General features: G+C 67.4%; 18 protein-coding genes. 12 read left to right on the top strand and 6 right to left on the bottom strand.

The genetic code is table 11. The features are described 5' to 3' along the window. Nucleotides 1–61: 61 nt before the first annotated feature. The 4 genes from bioC to bioB all read right to left on the bottom strand — a co-directional run bounded on the left by bioC (nucleotide 62) and on the right by bioB (nucleotide 3,914). The gene (gene bioC, locus PSEWESI4_RS04370) at nucleotides 62–880 is read right to left on the bottom strand and encodes a malonyl-ACP O-methyltransferase BioC (protein ID WP_187669958.1); all 819 of its coding nucleotides are present in this window, start codon (nucleotides 878–880) and stop codon (nucleotides 62–64) included. Further along, nucleotides 873–1,598: an alpha/beta fold hydrolase gene (locus tag PSEWESI4_RS04365; RefSeq protein ID WP_187669957.1), complete on the bottom strand. Its 726-nt coding sequence runs from the start codon at nucleotides 1,596–1,598 to the stop codon at nucleotides 873–875. The genes bioC and PSEWESI4_RS04365 overlap by 8 nt, the downstream gene beginning before the upstream one ends. Further along, the gene (bioF, locus tag PSEWESI4_RS04360; protein ID WP_187669956.1) at nucleotides 1,591–2,772 is read right to left on the bottom strand and encodes an 8-amino-7-oxononanoate synthase; all 1,182 of its coding nucleotides are present in this window, start codon (nucleotides 2,770–2,772) and stop codon (nucleotides 1,591–1,593) included. The genes PSEWESI4_RS04365 and bioF overlap by 8 nt, the downstream gene beginning before the upstream one ends. 86 nt (nucleotides 2,773–2,858) lie before the next feature. Next, nucleotides 2,859–3,914, bottom strand: a complete 1,056-nt coding sequence (bioB, locus tag PSEWESI4_RS04355; protein WP_187669955.1) for a biotin synthase BioB — start codon at nucleotides 3,912–3,914, stop codon at nucleotides 2,859–2,861. Between the two features lie 89 nt (nucleotides 3,915–4,003). Between bioB and PSEWESI4_RS04350 the strand changes: the two genes are divergently transcribed. From PSEWESI4_RS04350 to rarD, 5 genes are all read left to right on the top strand, one after another. Then, a complete protein-coding gene (locus PSEWESI4_RS04350; RefSeq protein ID WP_187669954.1) occupies nucleotides 4,004–4,738 on the top strand; it encodes a ComF family protein in 735 nt (244 codons plus the stop codon). 58 nt (nucleotides 4,739–4,796) lie between these two features. Next, nucleotides 4,797–5,561 carry a TOBE domain-containing protein gene (locus PSEWESI4_RS04345; RefSeq protein WP_187669953.1) on the top strand — a complete coding sequence of 255 codons (765 nt, stop codon included), beginning with the start codon at nucleotides 4,797–4,799 and terminating at the stop codon, nucleotides 5,559–5,561. 76 nt (nucleotides 5,562–5,637) lie between these two features. Beyond that, complete coding sequence (locus PSEWESI4_RS04340; protein ID WP_187669952.1) at nucleotides 5,638–6,615, top strand: serine/threonine protein kinase; 978 nt, start codon at nucleotides 5,638–5,640, stop codon at nucleotides 6,613–6,615. A gap of 113 nt (nucleotides 6,616–6,728) precedes the next feature. Further along, nucleotides 6,729–7,064: an osmotically-inducible lipoprotein OsmE gene (gene osmE / locus PSEWESI4_RS04335; protein WP_187669951.1), complete on the top strand. Its 336-nt coding sequence runs from the start codon at nucleotides 6,729–6,731 to the stop codon at nucleotides 7,062–7,064. 130 nt (nucleotides 7,065–7,194) lie between these two features. Then, the gene (gene rarD, locus PSEWESI4_RS04330) at nucleotides 7,195–8,079 is read left to right on the top strand and encodes an EamA family transporter RarD (RefSeq protein ID WP_187669950.1); all 885 of its coding nucleotides are present in this window, start codon (nucleotides 7,195–7,197) and stop codon (nucleotides 8,077–8,079) included. A gap of 653 nt (nucleotides 8,080–8,732) precedes the next feature. Here the strand turns inward: rarD and PSEWESI4_RS04325 are convergent. Both PSEWESI4_RS04325 and PSEWESI4_RS04320 read right to left on the bottom strand, forming a co-directional pair. After that, the gene (locus tag PSEWESI4_RS04325; protein WP_187669949.1) at nucleotides 8,733–9,251 is read right to left on the bottom strand and encodes a glycine cleavage system protein R; all 519 of its coding nucleotides are present in this window, start codon (nucleotides 9,249–9,251) and stop codon (nucleotides 8,733–8,735) included. Between the two features lie 23 nt (nucleotides 9,252–9,274). Continuing rightward, nucleotides 9,275–9,727, bottom strand: a complete 453-nt coding sequence (locus PSEWESI4_RS04320; RefSeq protein ID WP_187669948.1) for a GNAT family N-acetyltransferase — start codon at nucleotides 9,725–9,727, stop codon at nucleotides 9,275–9,277. A gap of 307 nt (nucleotides 9,728–10,034) precedes the next feature. Between PSEWESI4_RS04320 and PSEWESI4_RS04315 the strand changes: the two genes are divergently transcribed. The 7 genes from PSEWESI4_RS04315 (at nucleotide 10,035) to PSEWESI4_RS04285 (ending at nucleotide 19,536) form a co-directional block, all read left to right on the top strand. Then, entirely contained in the window at nucleotides 10,035–12,212 is a 2,178-nt protein-coding gene (locus tag PSEWESI4_RS04315) for a malate synthase G (protein ID WP_187669947.1), read from the top strand. A gap of 348 nt (nucleotides 12,213–12,560) precedes the next feature. Next, the gene (gene ahpC, locus PSEWESI4_RS04310; protein WP_187669946.1) at nucleotides 12,561–13,124 is read left to right on the top strand and encodes an alkyl hydroperoxide reductase subunit C; all 564 of its coding nucleotides are present in this window, start codon (nucleotides 12,561–12,563) and stop codon (nucleotides 13,122–13,124) included. Nucleotides 13,125–13,365: 241 nt separating this feature from the next. Further along, nucleotides 13,366–14,922 carry an alkyl hydroperoxide reductase subunit F gene (gene ahpF / locus PSEWESI4_RS04305; protein ID WP_187669945.1) on the top strand — a complete coding sequence of 519 codons (1,557 nt, stop codon included), beginning with the start codon at nucleotides 13,366–13,368 and terminating at the stop codon, nucleotides 14,920–14,922. Nucleotides 14,923–15,138: 216 nt separating this feature from the next. After that, nucleotides 15,139–17,076 (top strand): DUF294 nucleotidyltransferase-like domain-containing protein, encoded by a 1,938-nt coding sequence (locus PSEWESI4_RS04300; RefSeq protein ID WP_187669944.1) that lies wholly within the window; start codon nucleotides 15,139–15,141, stop codon nucleotides 17,074–17,076. Next, entirely contained in the window at nucleotides 17,073–17,783 is a 711-nt protein-coding gene (locus PSEWESI4_RS04295; protein ID WP_187669943.1) for a 3'-5' exonuclease, read from the top strand. The genes PSEWESI4_RS04300 and PSEWESI4_RS04295 overlap by 4 nt, the downstream gene beginning before the upstream one ends. Nucleotides 17,784–18,061: 278 nt before the next feature. Further along, nucleotides 18,062–18,580, top strand: a complete 519-nt coding sequence (locus PSEWESI4_RS04290; protein ID WP_187669942.1) for an RNA polymerase sigma factor — start codon at nucleotides 18,062–18,064, stop codon at nucleotides 18,578–18,580. Next, nucleotides 18,577–19,536 (top strand): FecR domain-containing protein, encoded by a 960-nt coding sequence (locus tag PSEWESI4_RS04285; protein ID WP_187669941.1) that lies wholly within the window; start codon nucleotides 18,577–18,579, stop codon nucleotides 19,534–19,536. Before PSEWESI4_RS04290 ends, PSEWESI4_RS04285 begins: the two co-directional genes overlap by 4 nt. The last annotated feature ends 231 nt before the right edge of the window (nucleotides 19,537–19,767 follow it).

The following is a 19,767-nucleotide window of genomic DNA, read 5'->3' as shown; positions in this document are numbered from 1 at the left end:
GATAAAAGCGCTGGAGGCTGGACGATTGGCCCATGGCTTTTGCGTCCAGCCTTCAGCGTCTTTATCGGCTCTTATGTAAAACGCCATGGACCACCTGGTAGGTAGCCGGCAGCCCCTGGGGCTGGCGGAAGCGTTCGTAGGCGTCGATCAGGGCGAGGATACGCGCCCGTCCGGTCAGCCCGCCGGGCCGGCCGGGGTTCAGGTTGTGCGCACCGAGCGCCTTGAGTTCGTGGGTCAGGCTGCGCAGGTCCGGGAAGTGCAGCACCTGCGGCTGGCGCTCCAGGCCGAGCAACTGCAATCCGCTGGTGGAGCACAAGCGCTGGTAATCCTCGAAACGGCGGAAGCGGTTGACGTGGACCAAGCCGTCCACCGCCTGCCAGCTATCGCGCAGCTCCTGCAAGGTGCCGACGCACAGGCTGGTGAAGGCGAACACCCCGTCCGGTCGCAGCACACGGCGCGCTTCGCCAAGCACCGCGGCGAAGTCGGCGCACCATTGCACCGCCAGGCTGGAGAACAGCAGGTCGACGCAGTCGGCTTGCAGCGGCAGGCACTCGGCATCGCCAGCGACGAAATGTGCGGCGCCACCCAGCGGCCGGGCATGGCGCAGCATGCCCTCGGCGATGTCCAGGGCCACGCCCTCGGCCTGCGGAAAGCGCGCAGCCAGGGCACGGCTGAAATAGCCGGTGCCGCTGCCCAGGTCCAGCCAGCGTGCCGGCTTCAGATCGCCCGGCAGGCGCGCCAGCAGTTCGGTGCCGACCACGCGCTGCAACGCGGCGACGCTGTCGTAGCTCTCCGCCGCGCGGGAAAAGGAGGCGGCGACCTGGCGCTTGTCCGGCAGCAGGTCTTCTCCGCTCGTCTCGATCGCTAGAGGCTCAGCCATTCTCGCCCTCGCGCATGAACGCCAGCATGGCCGCGGCGACCTCTTCCGGCCGCTCCAGCGGCAGGCCGTGGCTGGCCTCGGCGAAGCTGTTCACCTCGACGTCCGGCAGCCAGTCGAGCAGCGCCTGGGCGGCGGCGGCCGGAACCAGTGCGTCGCGGCCGGCGAACAGGTGCAGTTGCGGCCCGGCATAGCCCTGCAAGGCGGCGCGGGTATCCAGCACGGCCAGCAGGCGCAGCCCGGCATCCAGCACGGCGGGATCGAGCGCCGGTTGGGTGACTTGCAGTTGACGCGCCAGGGTGCGCGGGTCGCGGGCGCCCTGGGCGACCAGCAGGGTGAAGCGCTTGAGGGTCAGCGCCGGATCGAGCCGGCAGGCTTCATGGAAAGCGGCGAAGACCTCCGCCGGCATGGCGTTCGGCCAATCGTCGCGGGCCCGGAAGCAGACATTGCCGCACAGGCCGATCAGCCCGCGACAACCACCACCCCGACGCGCCGCCAGTTGCGCCGCCAGCATGCCGCCGAGCGACCAGCCGGCCAGCCAGCCGCCTTGCGGCAGGCGCGCATCCAGCTCGTCGAGCCAGGCGCCGGACTGCGCCAGCGTCGGCAAGGGTTCGATGCTCACGTCGAGATACGGCGCGCGCTCGCGCAACGCATCGCGCAGCGGCTCCAGGGCGGCCGGCGCGGTCGCCCAGCCGGGCACCAGGGTCAGATGATCAGACATCGGCGGCTTCCTCCTTGATCAACAGCGCCCAGCTCTCGGCGAGGGCACCCAACAAGGATTCAAGCTGCTTTTCGCTGTGCGCGGCGGACAACGTCACGCGCAGCCGCGCGGTGCCCGCCGGCACGGTGGGCGGGCGGATCGCGCCGACCAGCAGGCCCCGCTCGCGCAGCATGGCCGACAGGCGCAGGGCGCGTCCGCTGTCGCCGATCAGGATCGGCTGGATCGGTGTCGGGCTGTCCATGAGCTCGAGGCCGATCTCTTCGGCGCCCTGGCGGAAGCGCGCGATCAACTTGTCCAGATGCTCGCGGCGCCAGCCTTCCGAACGCAGCAACTCGAGGCTCTTCAGCGTGGCGCAGGCCACGGCCGGCGGCTGGCTGGTGGTATAGATGTAGGGGCGGGCGAACTGGATCAGCGTTTCGATCAACTCCTCGCTGCCTGCGACGAAGGCGCCGGCGGTGCCGAACGCCTTGCCCAGGGTGCCGACCAGCACCGGCACGTCGTCCAGGCCGAGGCCGAAATGCTCGACGATGCCGCCGCCATGGGCGCCCAGCGGGCCGAAACCGTGGGCGTCATCGACCATCACCCAGGCCTGCTTCCGCCTGGCGGCGGCGCAGAGCGCCGGCAGGTCGGCCAGGTCGCCGTCCATGCTGAACACCCCGTCGGTCACCACCAGGGTATTGCCTTCGGCTTTCTCCAGGCGCTTGGCGAGGCTGTCCGCATCGTTGTGCAGGTAGCGCGAGAAACGTGCCCCGGAGAGCAGCCCGGCATCCAGCAGCGAGGCGTGGTTGAGGCGGTCTTCCAGCACCGTATCGCCCTGCCCGACCAGCGCGGTAACGGCGGCGAGATTGGCCATGTAGCCGGTGGAGAACAGCAGCGCGCGCGGCCGCCCGGTGAACTCGGCGAGCGCTTCCTCCAGTTCGTGGTGCGGCGTGCTGTGGCCGATCACCAGATGCGAGGCGCCGCCGCCAACGCCCCATTTCTCCGCGCCATCGCGCAGCGCACGGATCACGTCGGGATGGTTGGCCAGGCCCAGGTAGTCGTTGGAACAGAACGCCAGCAGCGGCTGGCCGTCGACCACCACCTCGGGCCCCTGCGGGCTTTCCAGCAACGGGCGCTGGCGGAAAAGCTGGGCGGAACGGCGTTCGGCGAGGCGAGCGGAGAGATCGAATGGCACCACAAAGCTCCAAGCGGCAAGCCTCAAGCTTCAAGCCACCCGTACATTACTTGCAGCTTGGAGCTTGAAGCTTGTGGCTGCCGTCGTCAGACGGCCGAATAGAACAGTTGCGAATCGCGCTGCTCGACCAGGGCCTGTTCGATGGCGGCCTGGTGCACTTCGTCGGCGTGTTCCTCGCGCTCTTCCGGCTTGATGCCGAGGCGCTTGAACAGTTGCATGTCCTTCTCCGCCTGCGGGTTCTTGGTGGTCAGCAGCTTCTCGCCGTAGAAGATCGAGTTGGCGCCGGCCATGAAGGCCAGGGCCTGCATCTGCTCGTTCATCTGCTCGCGGCCGGCGGACAGGCGCACGTGGGACTTGGGCATCATGATCCGGGCGACGGCCAGGGTGCGGATGAAGTCGAACGGATCGACGTCCTCTTCCTCGGCCAACGGCGTGCCCTTGACCTTGACCAGCATGTTGATCGGCACCGACTCCGGGTGCTCGGGCAGGTTGGCCAACTGGATCAGCAGGCCGGCGCGGTCGTCGACCGACTCGCCCATGCCGAGGATGCCGCCGGAGCAGATCTTCATCCCTGCCTCGCGCACGTAGGCCAGGGTCTGCAGGCGCTCGCTGTAGGTGCGGGTGGTGATGATGTTGCCGTAGAACTCCGGCGAGGTATCGAGGTTGTGGTTGTAGTAGTCGAGGCCGGCGTCGGCCAGCGCCTGGGTCTGCTCCTGGGTCAGCTTGCCGAGGGTCATGCAGGTTTCCAGGCCGAGCTTCTTCACGCCCTTGACCATCTCCAGCACGTAGGGCATGTCCTTGGCCGACGGATGCTTCCACGCCGCGCCCATGCAGAAGCGGGTCGAGCCGATGGCCTTGGCCTCGGCGGCCGCCTCCAGCACCTTCTGCACTTCCATCAGCTTCTGCTTGTCCAGGCCGGTGTTGTAGTGGCCGGACTGCGGGCAGTACTTGCAGTCTTCCGGGCAGGCGCCGGTCTTGATCGACAGCAGGGTCGAGACCTGCACGCGGTTCGGATCGAAGTGCGCGCGGTGCACGCTCTGGGCCTGGAACAGCAGGTCGTTGAACGGCTGTTCGAACAGCGCCTTGACTTCAGCGAGGGTCCAATCGTGGCGGGTGGCCGGAGCGGCGACGGATGCGTTCATGGAGTCGGATTTTCCTTATTGATGGCTCGCGTCCGGCTGCTAGAGTCGACCGGCACGACACGGATGTTCGGCATATTTAGGGAAGGCCCATGCGCTGTCAACCGGATGGCGACAACCAGGTTTACATCTGGACAAAAAACAACCAATTCTGCCTGTTATGCGATGAGCCGGCCGATGGCGCGCAGCCGCTGTGCCATCCCTGCGAGCTGGAGCTGCCCTGGCTCGACGCGCAGTGCCGGGTCTGCGCCCTGCCGCTGCCGGTGGCCGGACAGGTCTGCGGCGCCTGCCTGAAACGACCGCCCACCTACGCACGGGTGATCGCACCCTGGCGTTATGACTTCCCGCTGGACAGCCTGGTCACGCGCTTCAAGCACCAGGGCAAATGGCCGCTGGGACGCCTGCTCGCCGAGCGCCTGGCCGAGCACCTGCGCCAGGCCTTCGCCCACGGGCTGCCACGCCCGCACGCCCTGCTGCCGGTACCGCTGGCCAACGTCCGCCTGCGCCAGCGCGGCTTCAACCAGGCGGCGCTGCTGGCCCGCTGGGTGGGCAAGGAACTGCGCCTGCCGGTCGACGAACGCACGCTGCTGCGCACCCAGGACACCCCGGCCCAGCAAGGGCTGGACGCCGCCGCACGCCGGCGCAACCTGCGCCATGCCTTCGTCCTGGCGCCATCCGCCGAGGTGCGCGGACGCCACCTGGCATTGCTCGACGACGTGCTGACCACCGGCGCCACCGCCGAAGCCCTCGCTCGCCTGCTGCTCCGGGCCGGCGCCGCACGGGTCGACGTCTACTGCCTGGCACGCACACCTAAACCCGGTGATTGACGCAATCGGTGTTTCCGGCAACCCTAGCGCTATATAGCCAACACCATGGCGCTTTCCCATGTCCGCCCTGACCGCTCTCGCCCAACACGTCACCCGCCGCCCGCAACGCATCGCCCTGCTCGCGCAGATCGCCGAGCAAGGCTCGATCACCCGTGCCGCCAAGGCTGCCGGGCTGAGCTACAAGGCGGCCTGGGATGCCATCGACGAGCTCAACAACCTGGCCGGAAAACCGCTGGTGGTGCGCACCGTCGGCGGACGCGGCGGCGGCGGTGCGCAACTGTCCGACGAGGGCCTGCGCCTGGTCGCCCTGTACAAGCGCCTGGAAGCCCTGCAGGCCCAAGTGCTGCAGGCCGCCGAGGACGATGCCGACCTGCTCCTGCTCGGCCGCCTGATGCTCAAGACCAGCGCTCGCAACCAGCTCAGCGGTACGGTGCGGGCGATCCGCGCGCAGGGGCGCAACGACCTGGTCGACCTGGAACTGGCCGGCGGAGCCAGGCTGCGCGCGCAGATCACCCGTCCCAGCACCGAAAAGCTGGAGCTGCAGGTCGGCAGCCCGGCGGTGGCGCTGATCAAGGCCGGATGGGTCGAACTGCAGGCGCCGACCGAGGCTTCCGCCCCGGAGCTCAACCAGTTGCAGGGCTGGATCGAGGAGATACTCGACGAGGCCGACGGCCCCAGCGAGGTGCGCATCAGCCTGCCCGGCGGCCAGACCCTCTGCGCGCTGGTCGACCCGACCCAACTGGCGGATCGCACCCTGCGCGTCGGCGACCCGGTGTGCGCGGTGTTTTCGCCGCAGCAGGTGTTGCTCGGCACCCAGCTATAGGCGGTTTGCTGGGTCCCCGCGTTCGCGGGGACCCAATGACGCGTACACTGGTGCTCCCTGCCGCCCGGACCGCACCATGACCCATCCCTACGCCGCCCTCTCCCCCGACCTGGTTCTCGATGCCGTGGAAAGCCTCGGCTTCATCAGCGACGCCCGCGTGCTGGCGCTGAACAGCTACGAGAACCGCGTCTACCAGGTCGGCATCGACGAGAGCGAGCCGCTGATCGCCAAGTTCTACCGGCCGGGGCGCTGGAGCGATGAGGCGATCCGCGAGGAGCACGCCTTCAGCCTGGAACTGGCCGAACACGAGGTGCCGGTGGTGGCACCGCTGGTGCGGGACGGCGAAACCCTGTTCGAACACGCCGGCTTCCGCTTCGCCCTGTTTCCCCGCCGTGGCGGCCGCGCGCCGGAGCCCGGCAACCTCGACCAGCTCTACCGCTTCGGCCAATTGCTCGGACGCCTGCACGCGATCGGCGCCACCCGGCCGTTCGTCCATCGCGAGACGCTGGACGTGCAGAGCTTCGGCCACGCCTCGCTGGCCACCCTGCTGGAGGGCGGCTTCGTCCCGCCGAGCCTGCTGCCGGCCTACCAGTCGGTGGCGCGCGACCTGCTCGGCCGGGTCGACGCGCTGTTCGCCGACACTGCCTACGACTCGATCCGCCTGCACGGCGACTGCCATCCCGGCAACCTGATGTACCGCGACGAACTGTTCCATATCGTCGACCTCGACGACTGCCGCATGGGCCCGGCGGTGCAGGACCTGTGGATGATGCTCGCCGGCGAGCGCCACGAGCGGCAATCGCAACTGGCCGAGCTGCTCGACGGCTATCAGGAATTCCATGACTTCGCGCCACGCGAGCTGGCGCTGATCGAAGGCCTGCGCGCCTTGCGCCTGCTCCATCACAGCGCCTGGCTGGCGCGCCGCTGGGACGACCCGGCCTTTCCCCGGGCCTTCCCCTGGTTCGCCGGCGAACGCTACTGGGGCGACCAGGTGCTGGCCCTGCGCGAGCAACTGGCGGCGCTGGACGAAGAACCGCTGAAGGTGTTCGGCTGACTCTCGCAGTAGGGTGGGCTTCAGCCCACCATCATCGACATCGCCTACTGCGATCGTTCCGAAACGGCCCCGGCTAGACTTGTAAGTCCCCCCGTTCCAACGAGGTGACGGTCATGTCCAGGCTGTCCTTCCTCGGCGCCGGCGTACTGGGTTGCGTCGCCGCCTGTACCAACCTCTCCAGCACCTACCGTGACGAACCTCTGGTGGCCCAGGTCCACAAGGGCATGAGCATCGAACAGGTCCGGCAGATCGGCGGGGAGCCGCTGCGCACCAGCCCGCGCAACGTGTCGCCGGGTAGTTGCGACGATTACCGCCTGTCCGGCGTGCAGCCCTACCACGTCGCATTCGATGCCGACGGCCGGGTCGCCGCCAGGGGCTTCATCAACTGTGAAGCCTTCGAGCGGGCCGACTACCAGCGGCTCCATCCCGTTCGCGAAGGCGGTTACTAGACACGCTGTAACGCAGCCTTTACGGGAAATTGCCGGTAACCGCCCGCGAAGAACCTGAGCGGACGGACAACTCCTTGGCGGCGCGGCTACACTGACGCGCCCCATCCATCGTTCGTGCCAAGGATTGCTCATGGCCACCGCCAACCTGCGCCGCGGGTATCTGCTGGGCCTCGCCGCCTACACCATCTGGGGTCTGTTCCCCCTCTATTTCAAAGCCATCCAGGAAGTCCCCGCGCTGGAGATCATCGTCCACCGCGCGCTCTGGTCAGCGTTGTTCGGCGCCCTGCTGCTGCTCGTCTGGAAACACCCCGGCTGGTGGCGCGAACTGCGCGACAACCCACGGCGCTTCCTGATCCTCGGCGCCAGCGGCGCGCTGATCGCCAGCAACTGGCTGGTCTACGTCTGGGCGGTGAACAACGGGCGCATGCTCGAAGCCAGCCTCGGCTACTACATCAACCCGCTGGTCAACGTGCTGCTCGGCATGCTGTTGCTCGGCGAACGCCTGCGCCGCCTGCAATGGCTGGCGGTCGGCTGTGCCGCGCTCGGCGTGGCGCAGCAGGTCTGGCTGGTCGGCAGCCTGCCCTGGGTATCGCTGACCCTGGCGCTGACCTTCGGCTTCTACGGGCTGATCCGCAAACAGGCGCCGGTCGCCGCGTTGCCCGGGCTGGTGGTGGAGACCTGGCTGCTGCTGCCGCTGGCACTCGGCTGGTTGCTCCTGCATCCGGCGGCAATGAGCAGCCAGCCGAGCTTCTGGACCACTTCCGAAGCCTGGTGGCTGATCGCCGCCGGGCCGATCACCCTGGTGCCGCTGGTGTGCTTCAACGCGGCCGCGCGACACCTGCCCTACACCACACTGGGCTTCCTGCAGTACCTGGCGCCGACCCTAGTGCTGTTGCAGGCGACCCTGCTGTTCGGCGAACCGCTGCAGAGCAGCACGCTGCTGGCGTTCGTGTTCATCTGGATAGGCCTGGCCATCTACAGCGTCGACGCCTGGCTGACCCTGCGCCGCAACTGAACGAAAAACCACCGCCCGTCGCCAGACCACACCCAGCGTGCGCTGGCGGCAACCATCCCAAGCTTGTCCACAGCACTGTCCCCGCGATTTGTGAACAAGCGCACCCGCCCCGGACACTTTTCGAGCGATCGCCGCCAGCCCGCGCTGCGGCTTGTCCGCAGCCGGGACTCCAGAGCTTATCCACAATTCTGTCCACGGTTTTCGTGGACAGTTCGCGGGGCATTCCCGCGAGGTGACGCCAAACCGATCAGCACCGGCCGGTCATCCCCAGCGACCGCGCGGCGAGCCGGGCAAAAATCCACCAGTCCGCTACAGGACAGGCGGCACGCGGCCTCCAGCCAGCGCTCCCAAGCTTATCCACACAGTCATCCCCGGACTTTGTGCACAACGCCGGGAGCGCTGGCGGTTTTTCCACCAACCCGCGCAAAGCCTCGCCATGCCGGGCCGCGCGACGGGGTTCCCCAGTTTATCCACAGGAATGTCCACGGTTTTCGGGGGTAACCGCAGGAGCTCCGCGAAACTCTCCCTGATCGCGGCCATGGACCGCTCCTACGGGGTTCACCTTCGCGGGGATGACGACCGACGTCATTCCCGCGAACGCGGGAATCCAGAAAAGAGCAACCGGTAATAGCGGAGCATCCGGGCTACGCCTGCTACGGCTCGGTGCGCAGGTTCAGCTCCACCATCAGGTCGTCGGCCAGGGCTTCCAGGCGGCCTTGCAGCAGGTCGAGGGACAGCGTCAGCGGCACCGCCAGCAGCGCTTCGGCATGGAACAGCGGCTCGCTGCTCATCGGCGCCGGCACCACTTCGGTGGTCAGGCTTTCCAGGTTGATGCCGTGCTCGCTGAGCAGGCGGGTGATGTCACGGACGATGCCCGGCCGGTCGTTGCCCACCAGGTCGAGGTGGATCGGCTTCCAGGTGCAGGACGGCTCGATGCCGCTCTCCGCCAGCAGCACGCGGATGCCCTGTTCGTTCAGCGCCTGCAGACCATCGACCAGTTCGTCGTAGGACTCGGCCGGCACGCTGATCTTGAGAATCCCGGCGAACTGCCCGGCCATGCGCGACATGCGGCTTTCCAGCCAGTTGCCGCCGTGTTCGGCGATGCAACGGGCGATGCGCTCCACCAGGCCGGGTTGGTCCTGGGCGATGACCGTGATTACGAGATGATTCATGCGCGACTCCTGCTGCGCCGGCGTCACTGTATCGCCAGGCTAAGCCAGTAAGTAAGGAAGACCTCGTCCCGTACATAGCCTAGCCGCTCGTACAGCGCCTGCCCGGCCTCGTTGGTCTTCGCCGTTTCCAGTTGCAGGCCGCAGGCTCCACTGGCCCCGGCATGGGCGCGGGCGGCGTTCATCAGCGTCTCGCCGACGCCACGGCGGCGCGCCGGCGGACTCACGTACAGGTCGCTGACCAGCCAGGACGGACGCAACTCCAGCGAGGCGAACAGCGGGTAGAGCTGGACGAAGCCCTGCGCCCTGCCCGCTTCGTCGCGGGCCACGAACAGCGCCGAGTCGCCACGGTCCAGGCGGGCGGCGAGGAATTCGCGGATGGCGTCATCCGGCTTCGACACCTGGTAGAAGGACAGGTAGCCGGCGAACAGCTCGACCAGGTCGTCGAGATCCCCGGCCGTGGCGGCATGGACAGGCATGAAGGGTTCCCCTGGGGTCATGCAGGCAGTATAGGAAAGCCTGGCGGCGCCATCGGCGAAAGGGCCTGCGACGGCCGGTCGCAGCGTCTCTGAAAAATGAATCGTGTACGTTTTAAAGATTTTTCTGGAACAATATTGTGATTTCTTGAGAACATTCTGCTTCCGCCGTGACTGCCAGGCACATCCCGGTCGCATCGCGACGCCTGCCTGCTGATCTTTACGGCGGCTTCATGTAGTATGCCGCGCCTCGGACTACAAAACGGAAAACCCCGTGTCCGCGCGGATCTAGAGCAGAGTGAGGCAAGCAATGACTGAGCGCGTTCAAGTCGGTGGCCTTCAGGTCGCCAAAGTGCTGTTCGACTTCGTGAACAACGAAGCAATCCCCGGTACCGGCGTGACCGCCGAGCAGTTCTGGAGCGGTGCCGAGGCGGTCATCAACGACCTCGCGCCGAAGAACAAGGCGCTGCTTGCCAAGCGCGACGAGCTGCAAGCCAAGATCGACGCCTGGCACCAGGCGCGCGCCGGCCAGGCCCATGACGCCGCGGCCTACAAGGCGTTCCTGCAGGAGATCGGCTACCTGCTGCCGGAGGTCGAGGACTTCCAGGCCGCCACCACCAACGTCGACGACGAGATCGCCCGCATGGCCGGCCCGCAGTTGGTCGTGCCGGTGATGAACGCGCGCTTCGCCCTGAACGCCGCCAACGCCCGCTGGGGCTCGCTGTACGACGCCCTGTACGGCACCGACGTGATCAGCGAAGAGAACGGCGCCGAGAAGGGCAAGGGCTACAACAAGGTACGCGGCGACAAGGTGATCGCCTACGCCCGCGCCTTCCTCGACGAGGCCGCGCCGCTGGAAGGCGCCTCCCACGTCGACGCCACCGCCTACGCGATCGACAACGGCGCGCTGGCCGTGACCCTCAGGAACGGCAGCATCGTCGGCCTGAAGAACGCCGACCAGTTCATCGCCTTCCAGGGCGACGCGCACGCCCCGCAAGCCGTGTTGCTGAAGAACAACGGCCTGCACTTCGAAATCCAGATCGATCCGTCCAGCCCGATCGGCCAGACCGATGCCGCCGGCGTGAAGGACGTGCTGATGGAAGCCGCGCTGACCACCATCATGGACTGCGAAGACTCCGTGGCCGCCGTCGACGCCGACGACAAGGTCGTCGTCTACAAGAACTGGCTGGGCCTGATGAAAGGCGACCTCGCCGAGGAAGTGGTCAAGGGCGGCAGCACCTTCACCCGCACCATGAACCCGGACCGCGTGTACACCAGGCCCGACGGCAGCGACCTGACCCTGCACGGCCGCAGCCTGCTGTTCGTGCGCAACGTCGGCCACCTGATGACCAACCCGGCGATCCTCGACGCCCAGGGCAACGAGATTCCGGAAGGCATCCAGGACGCACTGTTCACCGGCCTGATCGCCATCCACAACCTGAGTGGCAACACCAGCCGCAAGAACAGCCGCACCGGCTCGGTCTACATCGTCAAGCCGAAGATGCACGGCCCGGAGGAAGTCGCCTTCGCCGTGGAGATCTTCGGCCGCGTCGAAGACGTCCTCGGCCTGCCGCGCAATACCCTGAAGGTCGGCATCATGGACGAGGAGCGGCGCACCACCGTCAACCTCAAGGCCTGCATCAAGGAAGCCCGCGAGCGCGTGGTGTTCATCAACACCGGCTTCCTCGACCGCACCGGTGACGAGATCCACACCTCCATGGAAGCCGGCGCCATGGTGCGCAAGGGCGCCATGAAGACCGAGAAGTGGATCGGCGCCTACGAGAACAACAACGTCGACGTCGGCCTGGCCACCGGCCTGCAAGGCAAGGCGCAGATCGGCAAGGGCATGTGGGCGATGCCGGACCTGATGGCGGCGATGGTCGAGCAGAAGATCGGCCACCCGCTGGCCGGCGCCAACACCGCCTGGGTGCCGTCGCCGACCGCCGCTACCCTGCACGCGCTGCACTACCACAAGGTCGACGTGTTCGCCCGTCAGGCCGAACTGGCCAAGCGCACCCCGGCCTCGGTGGACGACATCCTGACCATCCCGCTGGCCCAGGACACCAACTGGTCGGCCGAAGAGATCCGCAACGAGCTGGACAACAACGCCCAGGGCATCCTCGGCTACGTGGTCCGCTGGATCGACCAGGGCGTCGGCTGCTCCAAGGTGCCGGACATCAACGACGTCGGCCTGATGGAAGACCGCGCCACCCTGCGCATCTCCAGCCAGTTGCTGGCCAACTGGCTGCGCCACGGCATCGTCACCAAGGAGCAGATCGTCGAGAGCCTGGAGCGCATGGCCCTGGTGGTGGACCGCCAGAACGCCAACGATCCGGCCTACCGTCCGATGGCACCGAACTTCGCCGACAACGTGGCGTTCCAGGCCGCGCTGGAGCTGGTGGTCGAGGGTACCAAGCAGCCCAACGGCTACACCGAGCCGGTGCTGCACCGCCGCCGTCGCGAGTTCAAGGCCAGGAACGGTCTGTAAGCCGCGCGCTGGACTGAAAAAGCCGCCCCGGAGGGCGGCTTTTTCGTTTGCGGCTCTGCAGAACGCTCTCCGTAGGATGGGCCGTCGTCCCCGCGAACGCGGGGAACCAATCAACGCCCCGCCCCGTCATGACCTATCTCAACGAACCGTCATACAAGCGGGCGTATGGTGGGATTACCTGACAGGCCGGTTGATTTGGTCGGGGGTCGTCCCCACCTAGGCGACTGCCTCACCTCTCTTGCATAGAGAGAGGTAATCCATCTGATGCCTTCAATCAATTTATCCTTTAGACCCAGATGGACTAGTATGGCCTCGTCAAATTTCCAAACCCCCAGAAGGAGTTCTGAGATGTCTCTGATCAATACCCCGGTTCAACCGTTCAAGGCCAACGCTTTCCACGCTGGCGAGTTCGTCGAAGTCACCGACGAGAGCCTGAAGGGCAAGTGGTCCGTGCTGATCTTCATGCCGGCCGCCTTCACCTTCAACTGCCCGACCGAGATCGAAGACGCCGCCAACAACTACGAAGCGTTCCAGAAGGCCGGTGCCGAGGTGTACATCGTCACCACCGACACCCACTTCTCGCACAAGGTCTGGCACGAAACCTCCCCGGCCGTCGGCAAGGCCCAGTTCCCGCTGATCGGTGACCCGACTCACCAACTGACCCGCGCTTTCGGCGTGCACATCGAGGAAGAAGGCCTGGCTCTGCGTGGCACCTTCGTGATCAACCCGGAAGGCGTGATCAAGACCGTCGAAATCCACTCCAACGAGATCGCCCGTGACGTGTCGGAAACCCTGCGCAAGCTGAAAGCTGCCCAGTACACCGCCGCTCACCCGGGTGAAGTCTGCCCGGCCAAGTGGAAAGAAGGCGAAGCGACCCTGGCTCCGTCCCTGGACCTGGTCGGCAAGATCTAAAAATGGGCGTAGAGCTGCTGCGCCAGGCATTGCTGCGTTGAAATCAGGCTCGGGCTGCTCATTTACAGCTCGTAAACTCCGCGCCCTCGCCTGATTTCGCCTTGCACTGCCGTCGCTCGCGACGCTCTCCATCCCATTTTTCGCCTCAAGAAGTCCCACAGGATTTCCCAAGGTGCCCGAACGCCCGGGCGCGATCCGTCCGGGCGTTCGTTCGTCCGCAATTCGCTAAAGGATTTCCGCCATGTTGGATGCCAATCTGAAAACCCAGTTGAAGGCCTACCTCGAAAAGGTCACCCAGCCGTTCGAGATCGTCGCGTCCCTCGATGACGGCGCGAAGTCCCAGGAACTGCTGGCCCTGCTGAACGACATCGTCGGCCTGACCGACAAGATCACCCTGAAGACCGATGGCAACGACGCCCGTCGTCCGTCGTTCTCGCTCAACCGCCCGGGCGCGGATATCGGCCTGCGTTTCGCCGGCATCCCCATGGGCCACGAATTCACCTCGCTGGTGCTGGCCCTGCTGCAGGTCGGCGGACACCCCTCCAAGCTGGACGCCGAGACCATCGAGCGCATCCGTGGCATCGAGGGCAAGTTCGAGTTCGAAACCTACTTCTCGCTGTCCTGCCAGAACTGCCCGGACGTGGTCCAGGCGCTGAACCTGATGGCGGTGCTCAACCCCAACATCCGCCACGTGGCCATCGACGGCGCGCTGTTCCAGGAAGAAGTCGAGCGCCGCCAGATCATGGCCGTGCCGAGCATCTACCTGAACGGCGAACACTTCGGCCAGGGCCGCATGGGCGTGGAAGAGTTCCTCGCCAAGATCGACACCGGCGCCGCCGCCCGCGACGCCGAGAAGCTCAACGCCAAGGAAGCCTTCGACGTGCTGGTGGTCGGCGGTGGCCCGGCCGGCGCCGCAGCCGCCATCTACGCCGCGCGCAAGGGCATCCGCACCGGCGTCGCCGCCGAGCGCTTCGGCGGCCAGGTGCTGGACACCATGGCGATCGAGAACTTCATCTCCGTGCCGGAGACCGAAGGCCCGAAACTGGCCCGCGCCCTCGAAGAGCACGTCCGCCAGTACGAGGTCGACATCATGAACCTGCAGCGCGCCAGCGCGCTGATTCCCGCCGAAGGCGAAGGCGGCCTGCACGAGGTGCGCTTCGAAAGCGGCGCGAGCCTCAAGGCCAAGACCGTGATCCTCGCCACCGGCGCCCGCTGGCGCGAAATGAACGTGCCCGGCGAGAAGGAGTACAAGGCCAAGGGCGTGTGCTTCTGCCCGCACTGCGACGGCCCGCTGTTCAAGGGCAAGCGCGTGGCGGTGATCGGCGGCGGCAACTCCGGCGTCGAGGCGGCCATCGACCTGGCCGGCATCGTCGCCCACGTCACCCTGCTGGAGTTCGACGACAAGTTGCGTGCCGATGCGGTGCTGCAGAAGAAGCTCAACAGCCTGCCGAACGTCACCGTGATCAAGAGCGCGCTGACCACCGAGGTGCTGGGCGACGGCCAGAAGGTCACTGGCCTGTCCTACAAGGACCGCGTCACCGATGAGCTGAAGACCGTCGAACTGGAAGGCATCTTCGTGCAGATCGGACTGCTGCCCAACAGCGAATGGCTGAAGGGCACCATCGAGCTGAGCCCGCGTGGCGAGATCATCGCCGACGCCCGTGGCGAAACCTCGGTGCCTGGCGTGTTCGCCGCCGGCGACGTGACCACCGTGCCGTACAAGCAGATCGTCATCGCCGTCGGTGAAGGCGCCAAGGCCTCGCTGAGCGCCTTCGACCACCTGATCCGCACCACCTGATCGCCAGCCGATCGGAACGAGCCGCCGCCTGCCCCGCGCAGCCGGCGGCCCCGCCCTTGTAGGAGCCAGCTTGCTGGCGATCCGGGCATCGGCACCCTCCAAGCATCGCCAGCAAGCTGGCTCCTACAGGTCTTACGCCCCCTACTTACGTCCAATGGGCAAACCCCACCACCGGGCGGACCATGCCAGTATCCGGTCATTCCACGGCACCGAAGCATGAGCAAGCGCGACGCCCTCGCCGAAGCGGGCAAGACGGCGGTACTGCAGAACATCCACGGCCTGATGGAGTTCCTGCGCAAGTTCCCGCCGTTCAACCAGATGGAGAACGCCCACCTGGCCTTCCTGGTGGAGCACTGCCAACTACGCTTCTATTCCGAGGGCGAAAGCATCATCAAGCCGGCCGACGGCCCGGTGCAGCACTTCTACATCGTCAAGCAGGGCCGGGTGGTCGGCGAGCGGCCGCACACGGCCCGGCGCGGCACCGAGACCACCTTCGAGATCACCACCGGCGAATGCTTCCCGCTGGCCGCCCTGCTCGGCGAGCGCGCCACCCGCACCGAGCACCGGGCCGGCGAAGACACCTTCTGCCTGCTGCTCGGCAAGGACGCCTTCGTCCGCCTGTTCGCCCAGTCCACCCCGTTCCGCGACTTCGCCCTGCGCGGGGTGAGCAGCCTGCTCGACCAGGTCAACCAGCAGGTGCAGCTCAACGCGGTGGCCGACCTCGGCGCGCAGTATTCGCTGGACACCCCGCTGCGCGAGATCGCCATGCAGCAGCCGGTCACCTGTCCGCCGGACACCCCGCTGCGCGCGGCGGTCAAGCGCATGCACGAGGCGCACGTCGGCAGCATCGTCATCGTCGACGCGCACCAGCAGCCTCTGGGCATCTTCACCCTGCGCGACCTGCGCCGGGTGATCGGCGAGGCCAGCGTCGGGCTGGAACAGCCGATCGCCGAGGTGATGACCCAGCGCCCCTTCTACCTGGCGCCGCAAGCCAGCGCCTTCGACGCGGCGATGGCGATGACCGAGCGGCACATCGCCCACGTCTGCCTGGTCGAGCACGGCCGGCTGACCGGCGTGGTTTCCGAGCGCGACCTGTTCTCCCTGCAGCGCGTCGACCTGGTCCACCTGGCCCGCACCATCCGCCACGCGGGGCGGGTCGAGACCCTCGCCGCGCTGCGCAGCGACATCTTCCGCCTGGTCGACAGCATGCTCGCCCACGGCGCCAGCTCGACGCAGATCACCCGGCTGATCACCCAGCTCAACGACCACACCGTGTGCCGGGTGATCGAGCTGTGCATCGAGGAACTGGGCGACCCCGGCGTGCCCTTCACCTGGCTGTGCTTCGGCAGCGAGGGGCGCCGCGAACAGACCCTGCACACCGACCAGGACAACGGCATCCTCTTCGGCGCCGCCAGCCCGGCCGAAGCGGCGTTGCTGCGCGGGCGCCTGCTGCCGCTCGCCGAACGGATCAACCAGGCCCTGGCGCAATGCGGCTTCAGCCTGTGTCCGGGTGGGATCATGGCCGGCAACCCCGAGATGTGCCTGTCCGCGGATGAATGGGCGCGGCGCTTTTCCGGCTTCGTCCGCGAGGCGACCCCGGAAAACCTGCTCGGCTCGACCATCTACTTCGACCTGCGCGCGGTGTGGGGGCCGGAGGAAGCCTGTGAGCGACTGCGCGAGCGCCTGCTCGACGAGGTCGCCGGCAACCAGATCTTCCAGCGCCAGATGGCCGCCAACGCGCTGCGCCAGCGGCCGCCGGTCGGGCGCTTCCGCGATTTCGTGGTGACCCGCCAGAACGGCGAATCGACCGCCACCCTCGACCTCAAGGTGCAGGGCCTGACGCCCTTCGTCGACGGCGCCCGGCTGCTCGCCCTGGCCCACGGGGTAGGCGCCACAGCGACCCTCGAACGGCTGGCCGAACTGGTCCGCCTCCAGGTGATCGACGAACAGGACGGCGCCGCCTACGAGGAGGCCTACCACTTCATCCAGCAGACCCGCATGCAGCAGCACCAGTTGCAGGCGCGTCGCCAGCAACCGTACTCCAACCGCCTCGATCCGGATGACCTCAATCATCTCGACCGACGCATCCTGCGTGAATCCTTCCGCCAGGCGCAGCGGCTGCAAAGCAGCCTGGCGCTGAGGTACCAGCTATGAACGCATTCACGAACTGGCTGCAACGCCGCGGCCCGCAACTCGACGAACGACAATTGGAGCGCCTCGGCCGCCTGCCGGACGCCTCGCCGCTCAGCGAAGGGCCGCTGGTCGGCGAGCGGCTGGTGGTGATCGACCTGGAGACCAGCGGCTTCGACCTGCGCCGCGACCAAGTGCTGTCGATCGGCGCGGTGGTGATCGAAGGCAACTCCATCGACCTCACCCAGCAGTTCGAATGCACCCTGCGCTGCGCGGAGCACCAGCCCGGCGCCAGCACCCTGATCCATGGCCTGTCGCCAAGCGCCATCGCCGCCGGCGAAGAGCCGGCCGAAGCGCTGCTCGACTTCATGGAATTCCTCGGCGACAGCCCGCTGCTGGCCTTCCACGCCGGCTTCGACCGCGCCATGCTCGCCCGCGCGCTGCGCCAGCACCTTGGCTACCGGCTACAGCACGTGTTCCTCGACGTCGCCGAACTGGCCCCGCTGCTCTGCCCGCAGGCGCACCTGCCGCATGCCGGGCTGGACAACTGGACGCACTACTTCGGCCTGCAGGTCGAACAGCGCCATCACGCCAGCGCCGACGCCCTGGCCACCGCCGAGATCGCCCTGATCCTGTTCAGCCGCGCCCGCCGCCAGGGCCTCGACAGCCTCGCCGCCCTCGATCGCCGCCTGAACACCTGGCGCCACCGCCAGCACGCGCCGTCGCTCTGAGCCTCGCCCTGTAGGGTGGGCTTCAGCCCACCAGGCAAAAGCCCGGAAATTCCCCGAGGTTCGTGCCCGCGCCAAACTCCGCCCCTCACCCCAGCCCTCCCCCAAGGGGAGGGGGCTGTACGGAGTGGGCTCCAGACGCTTCCCCCCCACGAACCGTCCCATCGACCTCTCGTCAGCGCTCATGCCGACAGGATTGCGGCCAGTAGCCGGTATTTGCGAACATATGCGAATAATTCTCGATTTCTATCTCACCCGTAGAAACATGGGTGGAGGTCATTGTGTCGGTTGGGGACTCCACGAACCACGAGCTGGTCGGTCTGCTCTATCGCGATCATCGCGCCTGGCTGCTCGCCTGGCTGCGCAAGAGCCTGCATTGTCCGCAGCGCGCCGAAGACCTCAGCCAGGACACCTTCGTCCGCCTGCTCGGCCGTCCCGACCTGCACGCTCCGCGTGAACCGCGCGCTCTGCTGGCCACCATCGCCCGTGGCCTGTTGATCGACCACTTCCGCCGCAGCGCCCTGGAACGCACCTACCTGGAAGAACTGGCGCGCCTGCCGGAAGACCTGCACCCCAGCCCGGAAGACCAGGCCCAGGCCCTCGAAGCCCTGCGCCAGGTCGACCACCTGCTCGGCCAGTTGTCGGCCAAGGCACGCGCCGCCTTCCTGTACAGCCGCCTGGACGGCATGGGCCACGCGGAGATCGCCGAGCGCCTTGGCGTCTCGGTCTCGCGGGTGCGCCAGTACCTCTCCCAGGGCCTGCGCCAGTGCTACATCGCCGTCTACGGTGATCCCCTGTGAGCGCCGTTCCCGCGCGGGTCCTCGACGAGGCCATCGCCTGGCAACTGTGCCTCGGCTCCGGCGAAGCCAGCGCGCGGGACCGCCAGGCCTTCGCCGGCTGGCTGGCCGCGCACCCCGACCATGCGCGGGTCTGGCAGCAACTGGGTGGCCTCGACCAGCAGCTCGCCGCCGTTTCCAGCGCCCCGGCCCGCCGCGCCCTGCTGCAGAGTGCCGAGAGCCGGCGCCGGCGCGGCCGCCTGGGCGGTACGGCGCTCGGCCTGTTGCTCGGCGTCGGCCTGGCGCTCGGCCTGATCGCCCAGCAGCGCCCACTCGGCGACTACCTGGCCGACCAGAGGACCGCCAGCGGCGAGCAGCGCGAACTGCGCCTGGAGGATCGCAGCCTGGTGCGCCTGAACAGCCGCAGCGCCCTGGACATCGACTTCACCGCCGACGAGCGGCGCCTGTACCTGCGCAGCGGCGAAATCCTCGTGCAGACCGCCCACGGCGATCCGCGCCCCTTCGTGGTGGATACCGAGCAGGGCCGCCTGCGCGCCCTCGGCACGCGCTTCCTGGTGCGCCGCGAAGGCGACGCCACGCGGCTGATCGTCCTGCAGTCGGCGGTCGCCGCCAATCCGCTGGCCAGCGCCGCCGAGCAGGTGATCCCCGCCGGCCAGCAAGTCCTCATGCATGCCGGCCGGCTCGATGACGAGGCCGCCGCGCCGGTCGCCGCCGACGCCTGGGCCCGCGGCATGCTGGTGGTCGAGAACCAGCGCCTGGGCGATCTGCTGGAAACCCTCGGCGAATACCGCCGTGGCTACCTGGGCACCGACCCGCGCATCGCCGACCTGCGCATCAGCGGCAGCTTCCCGCTGAACGACAGCGACCTGGCCCTGGCCGCCCTGCCCCCCAGCCTGCCGGTGCGCATCGAGCGCTACACCGACTGGTGGGTGCGCGTGGTGCCGAACGACGCGCCGTAGGTCGCAGTTTGCAGGGTGGGCCGGGCGGCGACTCGCTTCGGCCCACCGCGCGGCATTGGCTGGCGGGCTGAAGCCCACCCTGCGGGTTTGGGTTCCTCGTGGTCTCGAACGTCATCCCCGCGAACGCGGGGAACCAGGAAACAAGGCAATCGCCCTGCGCGGACAGCGGTGCGAAAAAATTTTCTCCCGCCCCTGTCACTTTTCGATTCTGGTTCGGCAATAGGGCATTGA

Source organism: Zestomonas carbonaria (assembly GCF_904061905.1).
GTDB classification, from domain to species: domain Bacteria; phylum Pseudomonadota; class Gammaproteobacteria; order Pseudomonadales; family Pseudomonadaceae; genus Aquipseudomonas; species Aquipseudomonas carbonaria.
Note: the sequence above shows the minus strand (reverse complement) of the source record. Positions and strands in the feature narration are given on the sequence as shown.

Excerpts from the sequence above, each read along its gene's own strand:
- bioC (WP_187669958.1), bottom strand. The coding sequence starts at position 880 with ATGGCTGAGCCTCTAGCGATCGAGACGAGCGGAGAAGACCTGCTGCCG.
- PSEWESI4_RS04365 (WP_187669957.1), bottom strand. The coding sequence starts at position 1,598 with ATGTCTGATCATCTGACCCTGGTGCCCGGCTGGGCGACCGCGCCGGCC.
- bioB (WP_187669955.1), bottom strand. The coding sequence starts at position 3,914 with ATGAACGCATCCGTCGCCGCTCCGGCCACCCGCCACGATTGGACCCTC.
- PSEWESI4_RS04350 (WP_187669954.1), top strand. The coding sequence starts at position 4,004 with ATGCGCTGTCAACCGGATGGCGACAACCAGGTTTACATCTGGACAAAA.
- PSEWESI4_RS04345 (WP_187669953.1), top strand. The coding sequence starts at position 4,797 with ATGTCCGCCCTGACCGCTCTCGCCCAACACGTCACCCGCCGCCCGCAA.
- PSEWESI4_RS04340 (WP_187669952.1), top strand. The coding sequence starts at position 5,638 with ATGACCCATCCCTACGCCGCCCTCTCCCCCGACCTGGTTCTCGATGCC.
- osmE (WP_187669951.1), top strand. The coding sequence starts at position 6,729 with ATGTCCAGGCTGTCCTTCCTCGGCGCCGGCGTACTGGGTTGCGTCGCC.
- rarD (WP_187669950.1), top strand. The coding sequence starts at position 7,195 with ATGGCCACCGCCAACCTGCGCCGCGGGTATCTGCTGGGCCTCGCCGCC.
- PSEWESI4_RS04325 (WP_187669949.1), bottom strand. The coding sequence starts at position 9,251 with ATGAATCATCTCGTAATCACGGTCATCGCCCAGGACCAACCCGGCCTG.
- PSEWESI4_RS04320 (WP_187669948.1), bottom strand. The coding sequence starts at position 9,727 with ATGCCTGTCCATGCCGCCACGGCCGGGGATCTCGACGACCTGGTCGAG.
- PSEWESI4_RS04315 (WP_187669947.1), top strand. The coding sequence starts at position 10,035 with ATGACTGAGCGCGTTCAAGTCGGTGGCCTTCAGGTCGCCAAAGTGCTG.
- ahpC (WP_187669946.1), top strand. The coding sequence starts at position 12,561 with ATGTCTCTGATCAATACCCCGGTTCAACCGTTCAAGGCCAACGCTTTC.
- ahpF (WP_187669945.1), top strand. The coding sequence starts at position 13,366 with ATGTTGGATGCCAATCTGAAAACCCAGTTGAAGGCCTACCTCGAAAAG.
- PSEWESI4_RS04300 (WP_187669944.1), top strand. The coding sequence starts at position 15,139 with ATGAGCAAGCGCGACGCCCTCGCCGAAGCGGGCAAGACGGCGGTACTG.
- PSEWESI4_RS04295 (WP_187669943.1), top strand. The coding sequence starts at position 17,073 with ATGAACGCATTCACGAACTGGCTGCAACGCCGCGGCCCGCAACTCGAC.